Genomic DNA, 22028 nt, shown 5'->3' with positions numbered 1-22028 from the left:
TCCTTCTTCCCTGGTTTCACAATGCAGCCTACTTCGCTTCTTCTGCCTTTTTCGTTAATTCCTGACAAAACTGTTCCGGTGTTAAGGAATTATCCGCTAATTTAGGCAGTAGTTTTCCAAATTCAATATCTGCAACAGAGGATGGCATAACATCATAGAGGGATACTGCATACTTTGTATTGTCGGTAATACTTGCAGAAAGCTGGGATAAGATCGGCGTTTCTTCCTGTTTTTTCTGGAAATCCTCTGAATATGTAATGGAAGGTGCCACTCCTCCTTCTGCCAGCATTAATGCTTCAATCTCTTCCTGGGAATCCCGGAATTCCAAAAATGCACATGCCAGTTCTTTTTCTTCCTCTGATGCTGTATTTGCTACCCAGAATTCTCCATAGATCCTTGGATTTACCAGCGCAACATCACCCGGATAAATAGTTGCCTTCACATTTTTACCGTCAAACCCGTTACTCCACTTGTCTTTGGATGCTTCCTCAAATTCGGAGGACATCCAGGAACCATTACAGATTATAGAAGCATTGTTACTCATAAATGCATTTGCCGCATCAGCATACGCAGCGCCAATAGAATTCGAAGCCGCATTGGTCTGGAACAGTTTCTGCAATTCTGTTACTGAATTTACAATAGCCGGATCTGTATAATCATACAGTTTATCATCTGCATACTTCTGGATTAATTCTATGCCGCCTTCCTGGCTGGCTACCAGGGCAGAAAGCAGCAGTCCTGTTGTCCATCCATTATCTGCAGTCTGGAACGCGAATTTATGATCTCCCAGTGATGCCAGAAATTCTTCCATAGACATATCCTTTATATCTTTCTCTCCCTGGTATAAGCTGCTGTTATAAAATAATCCTACCGGCTTCAGAACTGCGATAGGCATGCAGACTACTTTCCCATCCACAGTACAATATTCAATGGACTCCGGTACCAGATTCTTTTTAGTATCCGGATGACTGTTCAAAAATTCACTTAAATCATAGGCCATGTCGTTGGCAACCGCTACATCTTTGAACCACTGCACATCAATTCCGCCAGATCCCGCTGAATGTACCAGCGCCGGAAGTTTCTTTTGCTGTGCCAGCTGTTTGATCTTCTCTGCATAAGATGCCTGCGGCACTTCTTCTATGTTAATCTTATATTTGCCTTCATATTTTTTATTAAACCGTTCCACTTCCGGCAGAAAAAACTTAGCACCTACATTTTCACCTGCCAGATAGGTTGGAATGGTGACTTCCACCACATCATCCGAAGAAGTTTTACTTTCCTGTAAATCCCCTGAATCGCCCGATGTACCTGTACTTCCACCACATCCGGACATTCCTAAAACCAGAACTGCTGCAGTCATTACCGAGATTACTTTTTTGAATTTCATACCTTTTCCTCCTTATTGATTCTTTCATGCAATTACTTTACAGTTACATTTTTACAAAAACGTTTTTGTTAATATTTATTTAAAAAGCAGGTCTTTAACCTACTTTAAAAATCTACCATCAATCATTTGCATACACACCGACAGCATAGTAATCCTTATCCGTCAAAAATGCTGCTTAAATCCTTTGTTTAAAGCCTTCTGACACTTTCACGCTCCAAGAGGGAATGGGGTACAATTACCGTTTTTTCTGTGGCATTCCCTTTTAAAATTCGATCCAGTAATTTCCCTGCTTCATATCCTTTCTGCATTACATTCTGATCGATTGTGGTAATTCTGGGTTCCACATATCTACCGAAACTGATCCCATCATAGCCGGTAACCGAAAAATCTTCCGGAACTCTGTATCCGCAATCACGAATTGCCCTTGCAACTCCAAAAGCAGTGATATCACTCATACAGATAAATACTGATCCTGCATCTTGCCCCTTCTTTAATAACAATTCTTTGGTTTTTTCATATGCCTGGGTCTCAATAAAATTTGAATCGAGCACCGGAACGTCTTTTATGTTTATATTATTTTTCTTGAGTGCTTTACAAAATCCGCGATACCGCAGTTTGGCTACCATTGCCTGCTTTCTGCCGTAAACCAGAATCAGTTTTCTATGATTTCTGTCTATCACATACTGGGTTATTTCCTCGAATGCTCTTTCATCATCCGTGATCACGCTTCCAATCTGTTCTCCCTCCACCCGGATATCTACCGTGACACAAGGTATCTTGGAATCGCAAATGTTTTCCACATACTTATCTGTAACTTTTAAGCCAAATAATAACGCTCCAGATAAACTAAATTCCCTGCAGAACTCTTCAAACCCTTTTACCTTTTGATCCTCTGAGCTGATTGCATATGTTGCAATGGATAACTGATGCCGGTTCATATAAGTATATGCCCCTTTAATCAGCGCCATTGTAAAGTCATCCGTCTGCTTCTCATCCAATAACCCGGAAGCAATCATAGCCACGTTTTTATTATTTTTAGAAGAAAGGTTCTTGGCACTTACATTTGGTGTATAACCCAGATCTGCTGAAATATCTTTAATTTTTTTCCTTGTCTTCTCGCTGACATCCGTATATCCATTTAAAGCTCTTGATACTGTGCCAACGGAGACTCCTGCCATTTTTGCCACATCCTTAATTGATGCTGCCATAATATCACCCTCCGCTTTCTTTTCCGAAAACGTTTTTGTTAATTCTGACTTAAGAATACGCTTTATAAATATAAAAGTCAATCTTTTTCTTATTTTTCTCTAATATTCACAATATTTAAATGTGGATTTTGTACATATCTGACAGACTGGCTCATCTTTTGTTATCGAATAATCTGTCTATATTATAATTGTAAAAGTAGTTCCCTTACTTTCCATGCTCTCCACCTGAATCTTTCCATGATGGTTTTCCACGATCGTCTGTGCAATAGAAAGACCCAGTCCGTATCCGCCTTGTTTTCTGGCTCTTGACTTATCTGCACGGTAAAATCGTTCAAATATATGATCCAGATCATCCTTTGGAATCACATCACCGGTATTGTTGACCTTCAGATAAATTTTTTCCTGTTTCTTTTCCAGGATCACACTGATTCTGCTATTTTTTTTCGCATATTTACATGCGTTGTCCAGTAAAATAGCAATCAGCTGTTTGATCTGCCCTTCATCACCTACGATATGAATGCCAGGTGTAATTTCTTCATTCAGCTCCACCCCTCGTTCGTATGCCAGCGATTCAAATGGCAGAATGCAGCTCCAGAGTGTATTGCTTAAATCAAATTCAGCAAATACTTTTGGGGTCTGTGACATATCTGAGCGAGCCAGAAAAAGCAGGTCGTTTAACAATTCTTTCATCCGGGACGCTTCCGTCTTTGTATTTTCCAGCCATCGCTCCTGATCCTTAATCCTGTCCTCACGGTGAGCCGATAAAATATTCAAATTCGCCAGGATTACCGTGAGCGGAGTTTTTAATTCATGGGATGCATCTGCAATGAACTGTCTCTGCTGCTGCCAGGCTTTTTCTACCGGGGTCAGCGCCCACTTTGCCAGAAACAGGCTGATCAGAAAAAATGCCGCAAGACCGCCCACTAATATCAGCGCCGACACCAGTAATAAATTCCTCATGCCATTGATTTCCCTGCTGCAGTCTACAAATGCAATTTTCTCGCTCTCATCGTCCTGCCTCCGCTCATAGCGAAGTTCCTGGTTAATCAGGAAGCCCCTTTCATGCCCGTCTCTTTTGGCCGCTTCTACAGCTTCCCTGGCGGAATCCTCTGTAATACGGATACCGCTGTCATTGATATCTGCAATCTCACCGTTCTCATTTAGCTCTACTACAAATACAGGACCCATATTCATTGGTCCTTCTTTTCTTCCCGGTACGAAATCCACCCTGGGTTTCAGATTTCCTCCTTTATCCTCTAAGGCATGATTTAAAGCCTGACGGCTGTCTTTTTGATATTTCTGGTAATTTGTAAAGCAGATAACCACCAGGACCCCCACTAATATCAAAGTAACAAAAGACATATTTATAAAAATAAACTTCTTCCGCAGTTTTTTTATCATTCCCTTTGTTCCTCCAGACGGTATCCCACCTTACGTACGGTACCAATGCCCACTTTTGATCCCAGAAAACACATCTTTTTCCGTAAGAAAGAGATATATGCCTCCACATTATTATCCTCCACGTCCGATTCCGTTCCCCAGACTTTCGTAATGAGAATCTCCTTGGATGTAATAATTTTGGGGTTTGAAATCAGAATTTTCATAATTTCAAACTCTTTATATCCAAGATGTATCGATTTCCCATTACACCACAGATCATTGGCAGAGAGCACCAGCGTCAGATCCGAAAAACAGATTTCCTCCAGCAATACTTCTCCCTGCCGTCTTGACAGTGCCCTAATCCGGGCAAGCAGTTCTTCCGGAACAAACGGCTTTGTCATATAATCATCCGCGCCTCTGTCAAGTCCCGTAATCTTATCCCTCACATCATCCCGGGCAGTCAGCATAATAACCGGAGTTGCTATTTTTTTCACCCGCATCTCCTTTACAATCTCAAAACCATTTATTCCCGGAAGCATAACATCTAAGACAATAACATCATACTGTCCGCAAAGTGCGTATGCCAGACCATCATTTCCATCATAGACCACATCAGTAATATATTTCGCTTCTTCCATAATCTGTCCCAGCGCTTCTGCCAGGCGGACTTCATCTTCTACAATCAGTATTCGCAAATTCAGTTCCTCACTTTCCATTACGTACATTACAATAATTATATAATGTTTCTGGAGTTCCTGCAAATGATTATAGAAGGAGAGACTGAAAATAGTCTGAAGTTAATTTATATCCCGGCTAACTTTAATCCCATGAAGCTAATCCACAGCCTGTACCCTGGACAGCTTCATGAGTCAGCCAATTCGTCAGATTCCATATTTTAAGAATAAATCATTTCTGACAGCATCATTTTCTGCTGCAAGTTTCATCAGTTCCAGATCGGCATCTCTGATCAAGATCCGGTATAACTGGTTCAATCTGTTTATACCTCTTTTTTCACCCAGGGCTTCTCCCCTTGCTTCTAATTCTTTCAACGCTATACACATATTATATCCTCCTCGCTCTGTTTTAAATTTTCTTTTATTGCTGCCCGTTATTTTCTGTTCACCCAGAAAGAGAAACACCATATCATAAGTATCCCCATCCAGATTTGTAAATTTATCTCTGTTCATATTAACAAAAGATCTCAGTTTTTCTTCATCTCCGGCAAATCTCAGTATTTCGAATACCTCTTTCAGCCCTGTCCTGAAGTTTTCCGGATTTACATTTCCGGCATGTACCAGGTTGATATGATAATCCTGCAATAAGTGTCCGAACTTCTGCAGTTTGTCCGGTATATCAAGCATCTGATGCAGATCTCTGTTCTGATCCCAGTTTTCCTCTCCATAATAGAATACCATTGAGTAAACGGGACAAATCTTTTCCCCCTTCTTTATTCCGGATAAAAACTCACTTCCAGACTTTAAATCCCGCATTCCCTGATGGTCTTTCCTATGGTTCTTTACTTGTTCACTATAGTCTAATGCATCATACAGCATTCCTCTTACAGGCATAGCAAAATGAATCTTATCCTGAACTTCACATGCCAGCACCACAGTCCTCCCACAAATTCTGGCTTCGAATACCACATCACGGAATCTGCCTTCTGCCCTTTTCTTTCCCCGGCTGTCGGGAACCAGCAATGCCGACTCCCCATTTAACTGCCTTAATTCTCCTGGTCTTAAAATTTGTTCCCCATCGAATAATGCTCCATTATACAAATCACAAAAAACAACAGGGTCTGATAAAAAACTTTTGGTGGTTATATCTCTTTTCCTGGACATCCTTCCTCCTTTTGCACCATATCGCAAATGCAAAAAGAAGCTTTCTGATATCAGCACAATATATACCTTTGGAATACAAGACCGGAAAATGATTGAAAATTTATTCCTGTCATCTGCATGCTCCGCTTTACGATATATTGACTAAAAAATGCCACACAAAAAGAAACATTCTGATAATACATATGCGATTATCTTAAATAAATTGGAAATTAGCCGAATCGGCTGTTAGATTTGATAATTTATAGTAACATAAAGTATTTAAAAAATCAACTGCAAAAATAACAGCCGGCAAATTATTTGCCAGCTGCTATAAAAATCTCAGTTTTCTACAGGTTATCAAGTTTAAAACTGCGGTAAATATTGCTTGTTCGCTTCAAACATCTCATCTACCATGCTCTGGATTTCATCCATGCTCAATACAGATGCTGTTAACGGATCAAATAAGATTGCATGATAAACAGCCCGCTTATCCCCATTTATACAGCCCTTGATTGCCAATTCCTCGCTTCTTGCAGATGTGTTGGTCATGACCGCCAGCTGATCCGGTAATTTTCCTACCGGATGTATGGTAAAGCCATCCGGTCCTACCGTCACTGGTACTTCCACACAGCACCCATCCGGGAGATTTTCTATATATTTTTCATTTCTGACATTCCCGTTAAAGTGAAAAACAGTTCCATCTCCAAATAATGCATTAAAGATGCAGGCTGCATACTCCTGCCCCCGTTCCAGCTCCACCTCGTCCTTCTCCAGCCATTCCTGAATGTCCTTTTTCCATTCATTCTGTCTTCTGAAATATTCATTCAGGATATATGCATGAGCTCCGGGATTCCAGCCTGTGGAATGTGTACAGTATTTTTCAATCAGATCGGGACGCTTCCGAAACCAGGGATAATATTCTGAATTATGGCCGCTGCTCTCTGTGGGGTAATAATCCAGATGTAAATACAGCTGGTTTCTCACCTGTTCTTCATTGTATATTTCATCTTTTTCCACTGCTTTCTTAATAAGAGGATAAGCATCTTCACCCTTCCACTCATATTTCAGATAAAATGCCTGATGATTAATTCCGGCACATAGATAGTCCACGTCTTCCATATCCGCACCGATCCAGTCAGCCAGCATTTTGGCTGTATGCTGCACACTGTGGCACAGACCTGTTATCTTCACATTGGTCATTTCCTGCAGATAACGACAGTTAAGTGCCATAGGATTCGTATAATTCAGTACATAGGCATCGGGACAAATCCGTTCTATATCCCGGCAGATATCCAGAAGTACAGGAGCAGAACGCAAAAAGCGGAATATGCCAGCCGGCCCCCTGGTATCGCCTACACAGATATCAACTCCATATTTTTTAGGAATCTCGATGTCTGTACGGAAAATATCCGGTCCCGCAGTAAGGACTGTGATAACCACTCCGTCTGCTCCTTTTAAAGCTTCCTCCCGGTCCGTGGTTGCAATTATGGATGCCGGATAATTACCGGCTGCTTTTATTTTATCGCATGCTTTTTTAATAAATCCAAGCTTTTCTTCATCAATATCCATCAGGCAGATACATGCATCCTTAAATGCATCATAAGTTAGAACATCTTTAACCAGCTCCCTGGTAAAATCAAAGCTGCCTGCTCCGATAAACGTTATTTTCTTCATAAATTATCCCAGTCTCCTTTATTTTAATGTGATAAATGCATCAAGTCCTGTGGGCTGGTCAGGATTTCTTCCCAAAAGAATGGATTTCTCATATGCTGCCATCTGGCATACATAAATAAATGGAATTCCCCATGCTTCAAATCGTTCAATCCCTTTCAGGCAGATATTTGCATTTACGCCAAATTCATTGCCTTCATATTGTGATACTGTTACAATCGTTCCTCCATGGGATTTCAGATCTTCAATCATGTCTCTTTGCAGTTTATCTTCATTTGGCTGTACCAGTATCACTGTCAATGTCTGCTCACCGTTTAAAACCATAGGACCATGGCGGTAATCCAGCAAATGGAAGCACTGTCCCGGAAGCATGGATATTTCAGTAAATGCAAGTGCTCCTTCCTCTGCAATTCCTATAGGCGCTCCGTCAGCCAGAACAATGGCATTACTCCATTCCTTTTTGGAAATATCAGCCAATACTCCACGGCAGGCCTCTTTATATGCCTCATTGTTGTCAACTGCAGCTTTTACAGAAGATAATAATCCTTCATCTTCATTATAAAATGCGGTAAGCATCAGCATTGCAGTATATAAATTGGTAACGGTTCTCGTCTGGCATACACTTTTGTCATAGCACCAGTCCATGGTAATGTCCAGTTCGCTGTAAGGCATAATATCGTTATCATCCTTCATAGACAACGAGATTACAGGATTACCGTAATGTTCCTTGATATACTGCACGTCCCTTACAATTTCCGTTGTCTGCCCGGATCTTGACAGGGTTACGATGATACTGTCTTTGATGCATGCTTCATAATACCCCGGATTCACCAGATAGTCTCCGCCGGCTATGGCGTTGGCACTGCTTCCTTCACAGGCGCAAATCAGCTGCTGGCCGGATTTTGCAAGCATATAGCTTGATCCGCAGCCAAAGAAAACAAATTTTCTGGACGGATGTTCCGAGAAGAACTTTTTGATCTCAGCTTTTTTTTCCATCATATAATCATAAGTTTTATTAAGTGCAATATGCTGTTCCATAATTTCCTGTTCTGTTAAATACATTTTAATCTCCTCCGATTATCTATTCTCATAATATTTTGCCAGCAGTAACGCGCCCTCTGCCGGTGTCCTTTTAGGTGGTACAAGGGTAATATCAAGTGGTTTCAGATATCGTTCAAAGGGCTTTAATATCAGATCCTCCGTTTTAAATAAACCACCGGAATAGGATACTTTACACCCTTTTCCCATCTTCAGTTTTTCATGCACGCTTCTTACAATCAGCATCAGTTCATGTGCGGCATGTTCATATAAACGAACCGCTTCCATATCTCCTTCCATTGCGGCATCCTTCAGGCATACCTGCAAAGATGCAACTCTGTCCCGGTAAGGAATATAATCCGCTTCCAGGATACCGATCAGATCATAATCATGATCCAATTGAAACTTCTCCTTCATGATCTCATATAAAGCACCTTTTCGAAAACGTCCGTCAGCTTCCTTTGAAAAACATTCCATTGCCTTTCTGCCCAGCCAGTAACAGGATCCCTCATCTGAAAAGAACTCACTCCAGCCTCCGGCTTTCGCACTTTCCCCATTTGGGTTTTTCCCAAAGGCAATCGAACCTGTTCCAGCCACAATATTGATTCCGGACTCCATTTCCAGGCTTCCTGCCCAGCCTGCCTCTACATCATTTACCGTTTTTATCCGATATTTTCCAAGCCTTTCTTTCAGGGATTTTAAGATAACCTCATCCTTATTCCGGTGTTCACCATATAAGGGCATCCCAAAACAGGTATGGAATTCATCATTCTTTGCTATTTGCAGGGGGCGAATCAGATTTTCAATTCCTTCATCCAGAAGGTCAATTAACCCTCCTTCCCCGATCTGCATATAAGAAGCACTCCCTCTTAATGTGCGTGAGAGTATTTTATGATTTTCGTCAGCCAGCAGAAACTCCGTCTTTGTACCGCCTCCGTCAATGCCAATATAATATTTCATCGGATCAACCTCCTGCCTTGCTATTCTTCGTTTAATTCCAGTTCGATTACGGTATCCGGCGTGGGATCAACCGTGAAAGAAAAGCAATCCGGGGTTCCATAATTAACGAATTCACAATCCGGGAATTCCTTTGCAACCCATGGAGTCAATAGCAGCATTTCATATCCGTCAGACAATCTCCTTGCCTTTTTTATCTTGCCCTTCACTCCCGGCAGACAGATAGCCCCTATGCTTTCCTCCATAATATGTGCATACAATTTATTTCCGTTTTGTGTATATCGTCCCCATTCAGGCTTTTCAAATTCTGACATCCGGCAGCCGTAAATACTCTCCGAATTGTCTTTCATCCATTCTCCGACTTCTTCCAGTATTTCCGCTTGTTTCTTCGGAATTTCACCCATTGCATCAGGGGATATATTCACAATCATATTTCCGTTTTTACTGGTACACTCTACAAGCTTTTTAATTATCTGGGCCGAGTTCTTATAATGCTTGTCATTGGGTGTATATCCCCAGTTATTATTCAGTGTAAAACATGCTTCCCATGGAATTTCTCTACCCGACGGTGTCCGCAGCCCATAAGGGGGAATAATCATCTCAGGGCAGGCAAAATCTCCTGAAAAAATATTGGGTTCGTCCGTCATTACCGAGCCATAACTCTCCCCATTTGCCTCCAGCCTGCCATTCATGATGATCTCCGGCTGAAGCTGTCTAACCATCTGAACCAGTTTTGTCCCCTTCCATTCTTCTCCCATGTGCCCTTCATAAGAGAAATCAAACCAAAGCAGATCTATCTTTCCATAGTTTGTCATCAGCTCTCTGACCTGGTTGTGCATATAAGTAAGATAGTTATCAAAATGATGTTCTTTGCCCTTATAGGACTCATTTGCCCTGTCAGGATGATACATGTCACCATATGCAGGGTAATCAGGATGATGCCAGTCTAAAAGTGAATAGTAAAAACCAATCTTCAATCCTTCTGCCCGAAATGCGTCCACAAATTCTCTTACCAGATCCCTGCCGCACTTTGTATTGGTGCTCTTATATTCTGTATATGTACTGTCAAAGAGACAAAAACCTTCATGGTGCTTGGTAGTCAGTACCGCATATTTCATTCCTGCCGCTTTGGCAAGTTTTGCCCACTTTACCGGGTCATACCGTTTCGGATTCCATTCATCAAAATATTTCTGATATACACTCTGGGTAATCTGCTCATCACTGTGAACCCATTCTCCTCTTCCGGGTATTGCATATAACCCCCAGTGTATGAACATTCCGAATCTATCCTGCATAAACCATTTAGTCCGTTCTTCTCTTTCTTCTATAAGTCCCATTGTTCCTCCCTAACCTTTCACTGCTCCCGCTGTCAGAGATTTTACAAACGTCTCAGACAAACAGCAGAATATAATAATTGTCGGTACCACAGCCACGATAATAGCCGAGAACATACCATTTAAGTTTTTTGAATACGCTGTTGTAAACTGTCCCAGCAATGCAGGAATTGTCATTTTATCCTTGCTCTTTAGCAGAATCGATGCAAAGTAAAATTCATTCCAGTTATTTAAAAAAGCCATGATACCTGCAGTCGCAAGTCCCGGTTTTGCAATTGGAACAATAATCTTAAAAAAGGTTCCCACATAACCGCATCCGTCCATTTTGGCAGCCTCTTCCATTTCCTTAGGAATGGTAAGAAAATAACTTCGGATGATGAAAAAGGTAATCGCAATCCCAAGTCCTGAATATACGAAGATTACCCCCAGCCTGGAATCCTTCAATCCCAAATTATTCAGCAGCTGGTAAATAGGAAAACTGATCGAGATCTGCGGAATAAATAAAGTTGTAGTAAACATTGCCGTAATTGCGCCTTTTAATTTAAACTGCATTCTGGCGGAAATATAAGCTGACATTCCGACTACCGTAATACTGATCAGGGTAGAAATAACGGTTATCAAAAAGCTGTTGAAAAAGTAGGTCTGTATATTTAGCTGTGTAAAAATAGTAATATAACCATCAAATATCCACTCTGTGGGCAGTGACAGACCTCCCGGATTCCGTTTAAAGGAGGATATAAACACCCAGAGAATCGGGTAAATGGAAATAAACAATACTACTGCAATGATAAAATATGTTCCAATGGAGCCCAGCAGATTCTTGATCTGAAATGGCTGTTTGCTTTTTTTGTTCATCTTCTCTCCTCCTTTCTAATCAACCTCACTGGTTCGAAATGCCCTGTTAATCAACCCTACCAGAACAATTCCCATGATAAACTGAATAACACCTGCCGTATTTCCTCTGGCAAAATTCAGCTTTGTACTTCCAAGTGCTGTCTTGTAAATATAATAACTTAAACTATATGTAGCATTATCCGGACCGCCGCCACTGATTAAAGCGATTTCATTGTAGAGCACTAACCCATAGTTTGCTGCCATGATAGCGACAGTACCAAGCATTGGGCGAAGCAGCGGCAATGTAATTTTAAGATCAATCTGGGTCTTGGATGCTCCGTCTACCCTGGCCGCTTCAAATAAGGAAGAGTCAATAGAAAATATCTGAGTCAGCAATAGGAGGCAGGATGACCCGCCAAACAGGATAAACGCAAAGGTTACACCCCAGAATGCATACTTTTCATTCGCCAGAACACTGATATTAGATCCGGGACTGATCCAGTTGCAGATCTCTGTAATAATACCTCTGGATGGACTGTAGATATTCAGAAAGATTAAGCCGATTGCTGCTGTTGAAATGATATTCGGTATAATAAATGCATTTCTTGTAAACCGCCATCCTTTAGGCTTTCTGGCGAGAACCAGCGCTACCAGAAGAGTGAACGGAATCTGTACTACCATGGTAAGCACTACCCATTTTAAGGTATTAATCAGTGCTACCTTAAAGTTTGTATCCACGGTAAATAGTTTAATATAGTTGTCAAATAAGTGTCCCCAACCTAAAAATTCCGGATTGGTAAAATTCTTGTAATTCCATTTTGAAAAGGATGTAACAAAAATATTAACCAGCGGATATGCATATATGACTGCAAACAACAGGACACCCGGAAGCAAAAAGGCTAATATAAAGCCGTTCTTTTTTGTAAAAATAGATTTTCTTTTCTGCATGCTGTTCCCACCTTTATTCTGGTTTTCAATGCTTTAGGATGGGCTGCTGTACAATCATGACTGACCGTACAACAGCCCATTTACCTATTTCATTATTCTGCCGCTGCTAAGAAATCATTTAATTCCCCAACTACGCCGTCTACTGTTTTAGAATCATCTTTTAATCCTGCATATTTTGCCTGGATTTCGCCTTCTGCATCACCAAAGTTATTGCCAAGTCCAAGTGCCTGATAATCTGCACTCTGGCAAAGCTGGCAAGCTTCTACTAAAAGCTTTGCTTCCGGAGCTGTTACTTTATTCAACAATGCATCATAATCTACTTTTGTGCTTGGTGCCATACCGATACCTTTTTCGATAATTCTGCTTGCTACTTCAGGGCTGGTCATGTATTTGATGAAATCGACACATGCTTTCGTCTGTACTTCGTCTAACTTATTAGAAACTACAAATCCGCATCCGCCTGACATGAGGGCTGCTTTTTTACCTGCTTCGTCTGTAGGGAATACTGCCGGTTTGATATTTTCTGCACCAGCTTCACAGTCTACAGATCCGCCTGCATCCCATACACCGTTGAATAACATTGCTGTTTTGCCTGCAAAGAAGTCTGAACGGTAAGCTTCGTCATCATCTCCGCCAGGTCCGAAGTTTGCTGCATCAATTTTCTGAAGTGCATTTTTCTGGATGAAATCCAATGATCCTTTAAATGCCTCATTATCAAAACTCTCTACGCTCTTTCCTTCTGCATAGAAGGTTCTGGAATCTTCACTTCTCTGTAAATTACTTGCTAACAGAATATTGGTAGGCCATCCTGCATTTAATCCGAATGGAGTAGTTCCTTTATCCACTAATTTGTCAACTGCCGTGTTAAAGTCATCCCAGGTCTGCCATTTATCCGGTGTATCCGCGCCTGCATCATTAAATAATTTTTCATTATACCAGAAGCCCACTCCTTCAATCTGTTCACGAACGGAATAGATCTTGCCGTCTTCTGTCAGGTTCTGATCATAGCAGACACCTACGCCATCTTTAAAATCCTGGTTCTCATCTAAGTATGGTTTCAAATCCAGAATCATATCTGCTCCGGCAGCTACCTCTGTAATATCCCAGCCTCCGAAATCCGCTATGTCGTAGAAGTTTCCGGCACTGATATCATTCAAAGCGGTATTGTAGATTCCTTCTGCGCCTGATTCATCTGCTTTTATAACAAAGTTATATTCATTTTTATGCGCATCCGCAAATTCCTGGTAGATAGCTCTCATCTCAGCAGCTGCTGCCCATTCTGATTCGCTCTGGTAATATCCATGAGTAAAGGTAATTGTAGGAAGATCAGCATTTGTTCCTGCTTCCTTAGTCTCTCCGGTGGTTTCTGCAATCGTTTCTGCAGCACTGTCCTTTGTTGCTTCCTCAGTTGTTTCAGCCGCCTTAGACTCTGTCTCTGCCTTTGTCTCTTCTGCTTTTGTTGTTGTTCCTGTCTCTCCTGAAGCTCCGCAGCCTGCCAATATCATGGATGCTCCCATTGCCCCAGCCAGCGTCACCGCCATAACCTTTTTCAATTTCATACTAATATCCTCCTTATGCTATATAAATATTTTTATTTGTTTCTGTTTTCTTGATAATCATAATTTACCATTTTTTTTAAAGCATTTGAATAAGCATAACTCTCTAATTACATCAATTTTTTTACCTGAAAATTGCGGATTTTTTTAAAATGATGAATTTTTTACTTTATCCTATTCGTTTGAGAAAGGCAGTCAAAAAATCGTAATTTTTAAAGAATCCCCGCTGCGTCATGCAACGGGGATTCTTCCTGTTATTTCTGAATTTTTGCCTTGCCAGATAATCCTTTTCCTTTTAACAGCTTCTTATAATCTGCTAATTTTGACTTTGGAACCTTTACAGTCAGCTTTGCATTTGTTTTCTTAAATGCATTCTTGCCTACACTGTTAAGTCCGGTAGTTTTTAAGGTAAGCGTTTTTAATTGGGAAGCGCCATAAAATGCATAAGAACCAATTGTTTTTACATTCGAACCAATGGTTACCTTTGTAAGCTTTGTATTCTTTTTGAATGCATTTTTTGCAACTGCAGTTACTTTGTAAGTATCATTCCCGATCTTAACCTTAGAAGGTACGCTGAATGAGCTGTAGGTCTTCTTTACAGGAGCCATAAAAGTTACGGTTCTGTTCTTTGCCGAAGCATCTGTTACTTTATATTTGCCTTTTCCTGATGTGTAGGTCTTTCCTTCTGCTGCCTTGATTGCAAAAGTTTTGTTGATGGTACCATAATATTTACCCTTGCCCGTAATTGTAACAGATGCAGTCCCAGGATTTATATTATTTTTGTAAGATACGGTATAATCAGTATTTTTCTTTAATGTATTCTTACCGTAAGTTACTTTTACAGATGGTTTTAATGCTTTGCCTGTATGTGTTTTTGATGATGCAAGGCTTACTTTTGCCTTGGAAATCTTTGTGCCCGGTACTGTTATCGTACAAGTTGCCTTATGTCCGTTTACGGTAGCTGCAGTGATTCTGGCTGTTCCTGCATTAACTGCTTTTACGACTCCATTCTCAACTGTTGCAACATACGTATTGTCAGACGTCCATTTAACGGTCTTATTATCCGCATTGGAAGGCTGTACTACAGCGGAAAGTGTAAGGGTTTTATTCAGTTTTACACTTGCTGTTTTCTTGTTCAGTGAAACACCGGTTGGTAGATTCTGTGGCTGTGCTTTGACTGTGATCACACATACAGCCGTTTTTCCATTGACTGATGTTGCTGTAATCTTAGCAGTTCCGGCTGCAATACCTTTTACCCATCCATTTGCGACAGTTGCCACTTCAGGTTTGTCTGATTTCCAGGTAATTGTCTTATCTGCTGCATTTGCCGGCAGTACAGAAGCAGTTAACTGAATCTGATCTCCTACTGTAAATTCAGCTGATGGAATGTTTAAGCGCACTTCTGTCGGGAGAATTACTTCCGGCTCGTCTTTTGCTTTTACCGTAACGTTGCAGACTGCTGTCTTTCCATTTACAGTTGTTGCTGTGATCTTAGCCTCTCCGGCTATGATTGCTTTTACTTTGCCATTTTCTACAGTTGCCACTGACGGTTTGTCGGAACTCCAGGTTACTGCCTTATTTGTTGCATTGTCTGGCTTCACAACGGCATTTAATAAGAGTTCTCCTCCAACTGTTAATTCAGCTGCTGTCTTATCCAGCGTTACGCTTTCTGCCTCTACATCAGATGTCTTTGTACCGGTAACCAGAACATCCACCGTGGTGGTTGCTTCAGCCGCTGCTTCCTTTACAGCCTTAGAATCTGTTTCTTTTACTTTTAATGTTAAAGTTACAACTGTATCATTTTCCGGTCTGGTGATGCTGCCATCAATACCAATTACGTCCGGATTGCTGGAATTACTGATTACGATATCAAATCCAGTAATGACCGGGATAGATACTTTTGTATCTTCTGCTTTTACAGGTGCAATTACTTTAATATTTTCGGCAAGCTCATTTGCGGAAGGTTTCTGTGCCACTTCAAAAATATTGATTTCTGCCGCGGAACCATATCCTCCTTTTGATGCCTTATCATCGTTGCCGTCTACCTGCAGCTTGATCGCCGTAGCTTCAACTGCGTCAAATTCAGCATATTTTACATCTGCATTTGCTGCCCATACGCCCTTTGCAACCTGTTTTTCATTTCCTTCCGGATCGGTGATAATCAGAACATAATTATAAATTGTTCCGTTAGATGCTCCGGTTCTTGGTGTATAAGCAAATTTGTTAATTGTTTTTGTTCCGTTTAAATCAATTTTAATCCAGTGAGGATGTAATTCAGGTTTATCTGTCCAGCTTGTATGCCACATTGTGTCCTGCTTACCGTCCAGTACGTTGGAAGCAGGTCCTTCTCCACCTGATTTAGACTGTTCGCTGTTGGCTGTAGCCGTCATTCCTGTACGGTCTAATTTTACGGAAGCCGCATAATTAACGGTAACAGTTGCGATACCCTTTGCCTGGTAAGCAGACTGGGCGATAATCTGAGCTACACCTGCTTTATGAGCTGTAACGGTACCGTTTGATGCAACCGTTGCAACATTTTCATTTGTGGAAGTCCAGGTAATGCTGCTGTCAGACGGGTCTTCCGGTGCTATGGATGCTTCCAGTTTCGCAGAATCCCCTGCACTAAGAGACAACTCTGTTTTGTTTAAGTTTACTTCCGTTACTTTTCGGTCAATTACATTTACTTCGCATTCTTTATAAACACTGCCAGAAATAGCTGCACGTAATACGGTTTTTCCTTCTTTTAGTCCGGTTACGGTTCCTTTGTTGTCTACAGAAGCAATCTCAGGATCGGCGATTGTCCATGTTAACTGTTTATTTCCTGCATTCTGCGGCAATACCGTTGCCTTTACAACTGCTGTCCGGTTACGGATTACATCAACTTTATCAGTTGATAATTCCACACTTGTTGCCGGCACTTTTTCATCGCCTGTTACAATATTGAATTCCACAATACCATTGTGGCTGACCGTAATCACCCATTCATCGGTTGTGCCTTCTTTTTGTGCAACCGTATATTTGTATGGTCTTACATAATTATCTTCTGCAAAACTTCTGTCTGCCGGAGATTCGGTTACAAAGTTTACATTCGGTTCTACTGCATTTTTAACAGTAATAACGGTGTCGCGAAGCTGTGTATCCAGCCCTGTACCGTTCTTCATGCGCTCACACATCTGCCATACATAATTATAGCAGCCCTGATCGCTTAATCCTCCGGGGATTGTACCATCCCAGAGTTCTGTTTTATCCAGACGGTAGTTGCTTAAGTATACATTTAAAGATCCCGGATTTTCTTTTATAATACCAAATACATGGGGTTCGCCGGCTATCTTTACACTTTCAGCTCCATTGATTGCGGTTGTAAATTCAGTGTACTGGCTTACGTTTTTGTCTTCCGAGGAATTCATCCAGTACCAGGTATCTCCAAAGGTTTCACAGTATGCGGTTCCTTCTGATTTCTGAACCGGGTATACCGTATCAAGTGCAGACTTCAGTCCTGCTTTGCCAAGGTTTTCCCTTACTACCAGATCATAGCCTGCCAGTTCTTCTTCCGGACAATTTGATGGTACATAAGGTACGATTCCATATTGTCCTGTGCTTGGATACAGATTTGAATAAGTAGTATTATAATTAAAGTTATTCCAGTTTTCTGCCCCTACAACAATTGCTTTTGTTCTTTCCAGCATCTCTTCTTTTGTAGGAATTTTTACCTCTTTGCTTACCAGTTTCTCCAGGAAGGGAATCATGGAATACTGATATGTCGGTGTACGCATGCCTTTTGTAGCATTTGAATACCACTGTGCCTCTGATTTAAAGCAGGTTGCACCCTGGCTTACTGCACGCACAACGTCCTGCGTATACATATTTTCCGGCCATGTCAGACACTGTTTCCATGCATCTCCGCCGCTGCCTGCATCAAAGAGTGCACCGTTGCTGTCTAACTGCCAATGCCACCAGTCGGAGGCGATTCCCCAGTTCTCGCAGTAGTCTGTCATCCACAGGCCCTTAAACAGAGCATCTGTATTTGCTGCCTCACTGCCGTAAGACTCTTTTGTCATCAGAGAGATATACTCTTTGTATTCCCGCATAAGACCGGACAGTTTTTCATCCTGAGTCAGCCAGTCATACAACACACCGTTTGTACCAAAAATATTGGTATCGGTCCACATCATGCATACGCCGTGGGATACCCCTAAACGGATCATATCCATAACATAGCTGCGGTTGTCACCTGCAAAACGGTTATACATCTCGGCTGCATTAAATCCAACCAGGTATTCATTGTTCGTTGCCAGCTCATTCCAGAACGATAATGGAATGGTTGTATTTACATTTGTTTCTCCATTTGCAATCTGAACTGCACATGGAATCTTATTTTCATTACATAATTCTACGTTCTTTTTAATCCAATCCCTTACTGCATCTGTGCTGTTTAAGCTTCTCTCTGCAATTACCAGGATTACTGTATTATCCTTCAATTCATCAGGAACGGTATTATACAGCATTACCGGACTGTCAACACGTTCATCCCCATAGTAGTTCTTGTTTGCGTCTAAGCCGTCTTTTTTTGGTGCATCATCACTCCAATAGTAATTCTCCAGATACATCGGATGGTCATTGCTGACCTCAAATCGGATTTCACCTCTTTGAAGCTCACCAACCGTTACGGATAATTCACCTTTTGCGCCCGATTTTGTTTCTGCAACAATAGTTGTGGTTCCATCCTTAACCCCTGTAACAATGCCTGTTGGATCAATAACTGCAATTTCCGGATCCTGAGATGTATATTTTACAATGCGGTCGGTAGCATTTTCCGGTACGAAAGCAGTGCTTACCGTTGCTTCTTCACCTACTGAAATGCTTGTTTTATCCATTGACAGATTTAAGGAAACTGCGTCTACTAATTCCGGTTCTTCATAGTTTTTATTCTGGGTCAGAGCTTTCATGACTTCCATGTAGTCATTTTCTGTATACCCGATACGCCAGATCCTGGTATCCTGGCTTCCAACCTGAAGAGACACTGTTCCATCAGGAGCCAAAACGGTCTTGCCTGAAGTATTTGCCTGCAGTGCACTGTACCAGATTCTAAATTTCCCACCAGTAGGGCTGTCTGACTGATTATCATAATAGAAGGTAGAACGGTAAATCTGGAAATCATCCCAGGTACCTGATTTTCCTGCCCTTAATACCGGCTGTGTTCCTGCCTGCTCCCAGTTGACACCATCTCTGGACTTGGTCAGGTATAATACGGATCCATCGGGATTAGAAGTAGAGAAGCACTGGGACAGTCCCCAATATTCCTGTAGCTCAGGGATATACTGAATATCCTGATGCCATGGCCAAAGCTGTCTGCCATTCTCATCTTTTCCAAGGAAATTATTCACTTTTTGTGGTTCAGACCAGTTTATTCCATCCTCAGACCATCTCATTTCGATGAACTTTCCAGACTGGTTGTATCCCGCATCACCGGAGTTCTGTGCCCACATTGTATATATGCCGCGGAAATCGTCATAGGTAAATGTTGGGGAAAGCATACCATAACGGTCTTTTTCGCTGATTGCAGGAATGAAATCCTTATCTCCTGTTTCCATTCTTACTACAGTATCAGCTGTTGTGGCAATATTGCCGTCTTTGTCGTAAGGAACTCCCCAGTTAATTCCATCATAAGAAATTCTCAGACGAATCTGACAGTTCTGATCTTTTAATTCGTCATCAGTACCGCCGCCGTCATCTGCCCAGTTCCAGTAAGCAAGTAAACGGTCATTGACAGAGTCGTATAACAGATCTGCATCACAGTTATGAAATCTGGTTGATGGCGGTTCCGGTTCAATTGGATTGGAGATTCCTTCCGGCTCTACCCATGTCTGTCCATCTTCAGATGCTACGATATATGGATTTTCATACTGGGAAGTGATCATTGTATTTGGTGTGTAAATCATCCAGTATTTATAACCGTTCCACGGTTGGTCAAATACCTGGATATCAGGATGTGTCACCTGTCCGCCAATGTGCTTTAAGCTGCCATCGTCGTTTTTATTGGAATCCAGATCCTGGAAATGAGTTGGCATATCTAAATAAACTGCTGCATTTTCAAATGCATTTGCTTCATACGGTTTCGGTTCTGTATTGAAATTATAACCCATTACCTGTAATTCAGCGATATGGTTTGTTGTACCTTTGTTGGAACCAGACATATACACACGGACATATTGTCCCATGGTTCCCGCCGGAACTTCGAATGATTTTCCACTCTGGGTTTCTCCATAAGTGTCATCACTGCCTGCACCAAGTCCGTGTTTGTCTGCTTTATCTGAATTATAAATAAAAGTTGGATTACTAAAGTCTGCGTTTTCGGAAACTGCAATTACAGTACCATTATATACTCTGCCATCTGCCCAGTATCTAAACATATTGATCTGGGTAAGTTCATAAACATTCCCTAAATCTACCTGCAGATAACGGGAAGTATTATCCCCATCCTGTCCGAAATCACAATAGTTAGAATCTGATGTAGGTCCAATGATTCCATCTACAGCCATTGATCCCGGTCTGCTGGAATTCACTTCAGAGTCTGAGTTATCCGCTGTTTTCTTAACAGTAACAGTTTTATTTAAAGCCACATTAGACGGTTCCGGATAAGCCATTTCAAAGCTGGCATCTGCCCAGTTTCCCCAGTCATTATAAGGCTCTTTAACCATTTTAGCTTCCAGTTTTAGTTCTTTATTCTCTGATGTTATAGCAACATTAACTTCCTGAGCCTCATCAGATGCATCAACTACTCCGCTGTCAAATACTACGACATCATCCAGATATACTTTAAACTGGATATCACAGCCTTCTCCGTCTACATATTCCATTGCTGAATAATCAACGCCTGCCAGGGTGTGGAAAGAAGTGTAGCCTTTGTCTTCCAGATCATAAACGATAGAAGAATCCGTCTGAACTCCAATTCCTTTATCAAAAGACTTCTCTGCTCCGTTTACCAATAATTTCATCTGCTGCTGTAAATGATTCAGGTCCTTTGTGGGAGTGTCTTTTTCTCCTGTTGCACCTACTGCATTTGCAGCACTCTTCCAATCCATATCAGACAAGTACATTGTTTTTGTCTTTACTACGGTATTTTCCTGGATACCCTCAACTGTAACCGTAATATCGTCCTGGATATTTGCAATTGTATATACACCGAGCTCATCTTTTCCCAAAGCTGCACCGCCGTTTGCTTTAACAACCGGTACGGATTCATTATAAGCTTCGTCTATAATAAGCTTAAAACTGACAGAACCATTATAGTCTACCGTTGTACTTCCTTCATTCTGAATCTCAACACTGTATCCCTGTGGGTTTTCCGGGAATTTTACTTCATACTGTGCTTTATGTACGCCTTCAATGGTGATTACCTGATCTTCAGTAATGTTCTCAATGGTATAAACACTGTCAGCTGCCTCCAGACTTACTCCATTTGCTTTTACCGCACTGGTTGCACTGTAACCATTATCGGAGTCAATCAGTACCTGAAAACGGAAAGAACCGCCTTCTTCCACTGTCGTCGGGTCATTTTCATAAGGTATTACCTGATATCCATTTCCCTGTGGAATTGTCACCTGATAAGAATTCACATCCGGATTCTCTGTATGGGGAGTTCCCCAGACCTGCAATTCATTGATGTGGTTTGTAGTACCGTTTTGGCTGCCAAATACATATACGCGTACTGCCTGTGCCTTTGTACCGTCCGGTACTGGGAATTCATGTCCGGATGCAGTCTCTGCATAGCGTTCATCTCCTCCTGCCCCAAATCCATGCACATTTGAACTGTCTGAATTATATATGACTGCTTCATCTGTGAAATCGCCGCTCTCAGATGTGGTAATTACTGTTGCATCGTAAGTTCTGCTGTCTTT

Annotated in this window: 13 protein-coding genes; all 13 read right to left on the bottom strand. The window is 41.4% G+C overall.

Translation table 11 applies throughout. The features are described from left to right. Positions 1 to 28: 28 nt before the first annotated feature. The gene (locus tag RHS_RS17765; protein WP_047833938.1) at positions 29 to 1387 is read right to left on the bottom strand and encodes an ABC transporter substrate-binding protein; all 1359 of its coding nucleotides are present in this window, start codon (positions 1385 to 1387) and stop codon (positions 29 to 31) included. A gap of 188 nt (positions 1388 to 1575) precedes the next feature. Further along, entirely contained in the window at positions 1576 to 2595 is a 1020-nt protein-coding gene (locus RHS_RS17760) for a LacI family DNA-binding transcriptional regulator (RefSeq protein ID WP_044293688.1), read from the bottom strand. A gap of 177 nt (positions 2596 to 2772) precedes the next feature. Further along, complete coding sequence (locus tag RHS_RS17755) at positions 2773 to 3996, bottom strand: cell wall metabolism sensor histidine kinase WalK (protein ID WP_047833937.1); 1224 nt, start codon at positions 3994 to 3996, stop codon at positions 2773 to 2775. Further along, positions 3993 to 4670: a response regulator transcription factor gene (locus tag RHS_RS17750; RefSeq protein WP_027295955.1), complete on the bottom strand. Its 678-nt coding sequence runs from the start codon at positions 4668 to 4670 to the stop codon at positions 3993 to 3995. The genes RHS_RS17755 and RHS_RS17750 overlap by 4 nt, the downstream gene beginning before the upstream one ends. Positions 4671 to 4856: 186 nt before the next feature. Beyond that, positions 4857 to 5813, bottom strand: coding sequence for a hypothetical protein (locus tag RHS_RS17745; protein WP_047833936.1), 957 nt, complete (start codon positions 5811 to 5813; stop codon positions 4857 to 4859). Positions 5814 to 6155: 342 nt separating this feature from the next. Then, on the bottom strand, positions 6156 to 7466 hold the full coding sequence (gene melA, locus RHS_RS17740) for an alpha-galactosidase (protein ID WP_047833935.1): 1311 nt from the start codon (positions 7464 to 7466) through the stop codon (positions 6156 to 6158). Positions 7467 to 7484: 18 nt separating this feature from the next. Beyond that, on the bottom strand, positions 7485 to 8525 hold the full coding sequence (locus RHS_RS17735; protein WP_047833934.1) for an SIS domain-containing protein: 1041 nt from the start codon (positions 8523 to 8525) through the stop codon (positions 7485 to 7487). Between the two features lie 15 nt (positions 8526 to 8540). After that, on the bottom strand, positions 8541 to 9461 hold the full coding sequence (locus tag RHS_RS17730; RefSeq protein WP_027295950.1) for an N-acetylglucosamine kinase: 921 nt from the start codon (positions 9459 to 9461) through the stop codon (positions 8541 to 8543). A gap of 20 nt (positions 9462 to 9481) precedes the next feature. Continuing rightward, positions 9482 to 10795 (bottom strand): alpha-L-fucosidase, encoded by a 1314-nt coding sequence (locus RHS_RS17725; protein WP_047833933.1) that lies wholly within the window; start codon positions 10793 to 10795, stop codon positions 9482 to 9484. 9 nt (positions 10796 to 10804) lie between these two features. Continuing rightward, positions 10805 to 11647, bottom strand: coding sequence for a carbohydrate ABC transporter permease (locus RHS_RS17720; RefSeq protein ID WP_047833932.1), 843 nt, complete (start codon positions 11645 to 11647; stop codon positions 10805 to 10807). Positions 11648 to 11662: 15 nt separating this feature from the next. Then, on the bottom strand, positions 11663 to 12574 hold the full coding sequence (locus RHS_RS17715; RefSeq protein WP_027295947.1) for a carbohydrate ABC transporter permease: 912 nt from the start codon (positions 12572 to 12574) through the stop codon (positions 11663 to 11665). 92 nt (positions 12575 to 12666) lie between these two features. After that, on the bottom strand, positions 12667 to 14133 hold the full coding sequence (locus tag RHS_RS17710) for an ABC transporter substrate-binding protein (RefSeq protein ID WP_047833931.1): 1467 nt from the start codon (positions 14131 to 14133) through the stop codon (positions 12667 to 12669). A 251-nt stretch (positions 14134 to 14384) separates the two neighbouring features. Then, positions 14385 to 22028, bottom strand: a 7644-nt coding sequence (locus tag RHS_RS17705) for an Ig-like domain-containing protein (protein ID WP_047833930.1), incomplete at its 5' end; no start/stop codon positions are given.

The sequence above is a fragment of the Robinsoniella sp. RHS genome (assembly GCF_001029355.1).
Taxonomy (GTDB): Bacteria; Bacillota; Clostridia; order Lachnospirales; family Lachnospiraceae; genus Robinsoniella; species Robinsoniella peoriensis.
The sequence above is the reverse complement of the archived record's forward strand: the minus strand, read 5'-3'. Positions and strand labels throughout refer to the sequence as shown.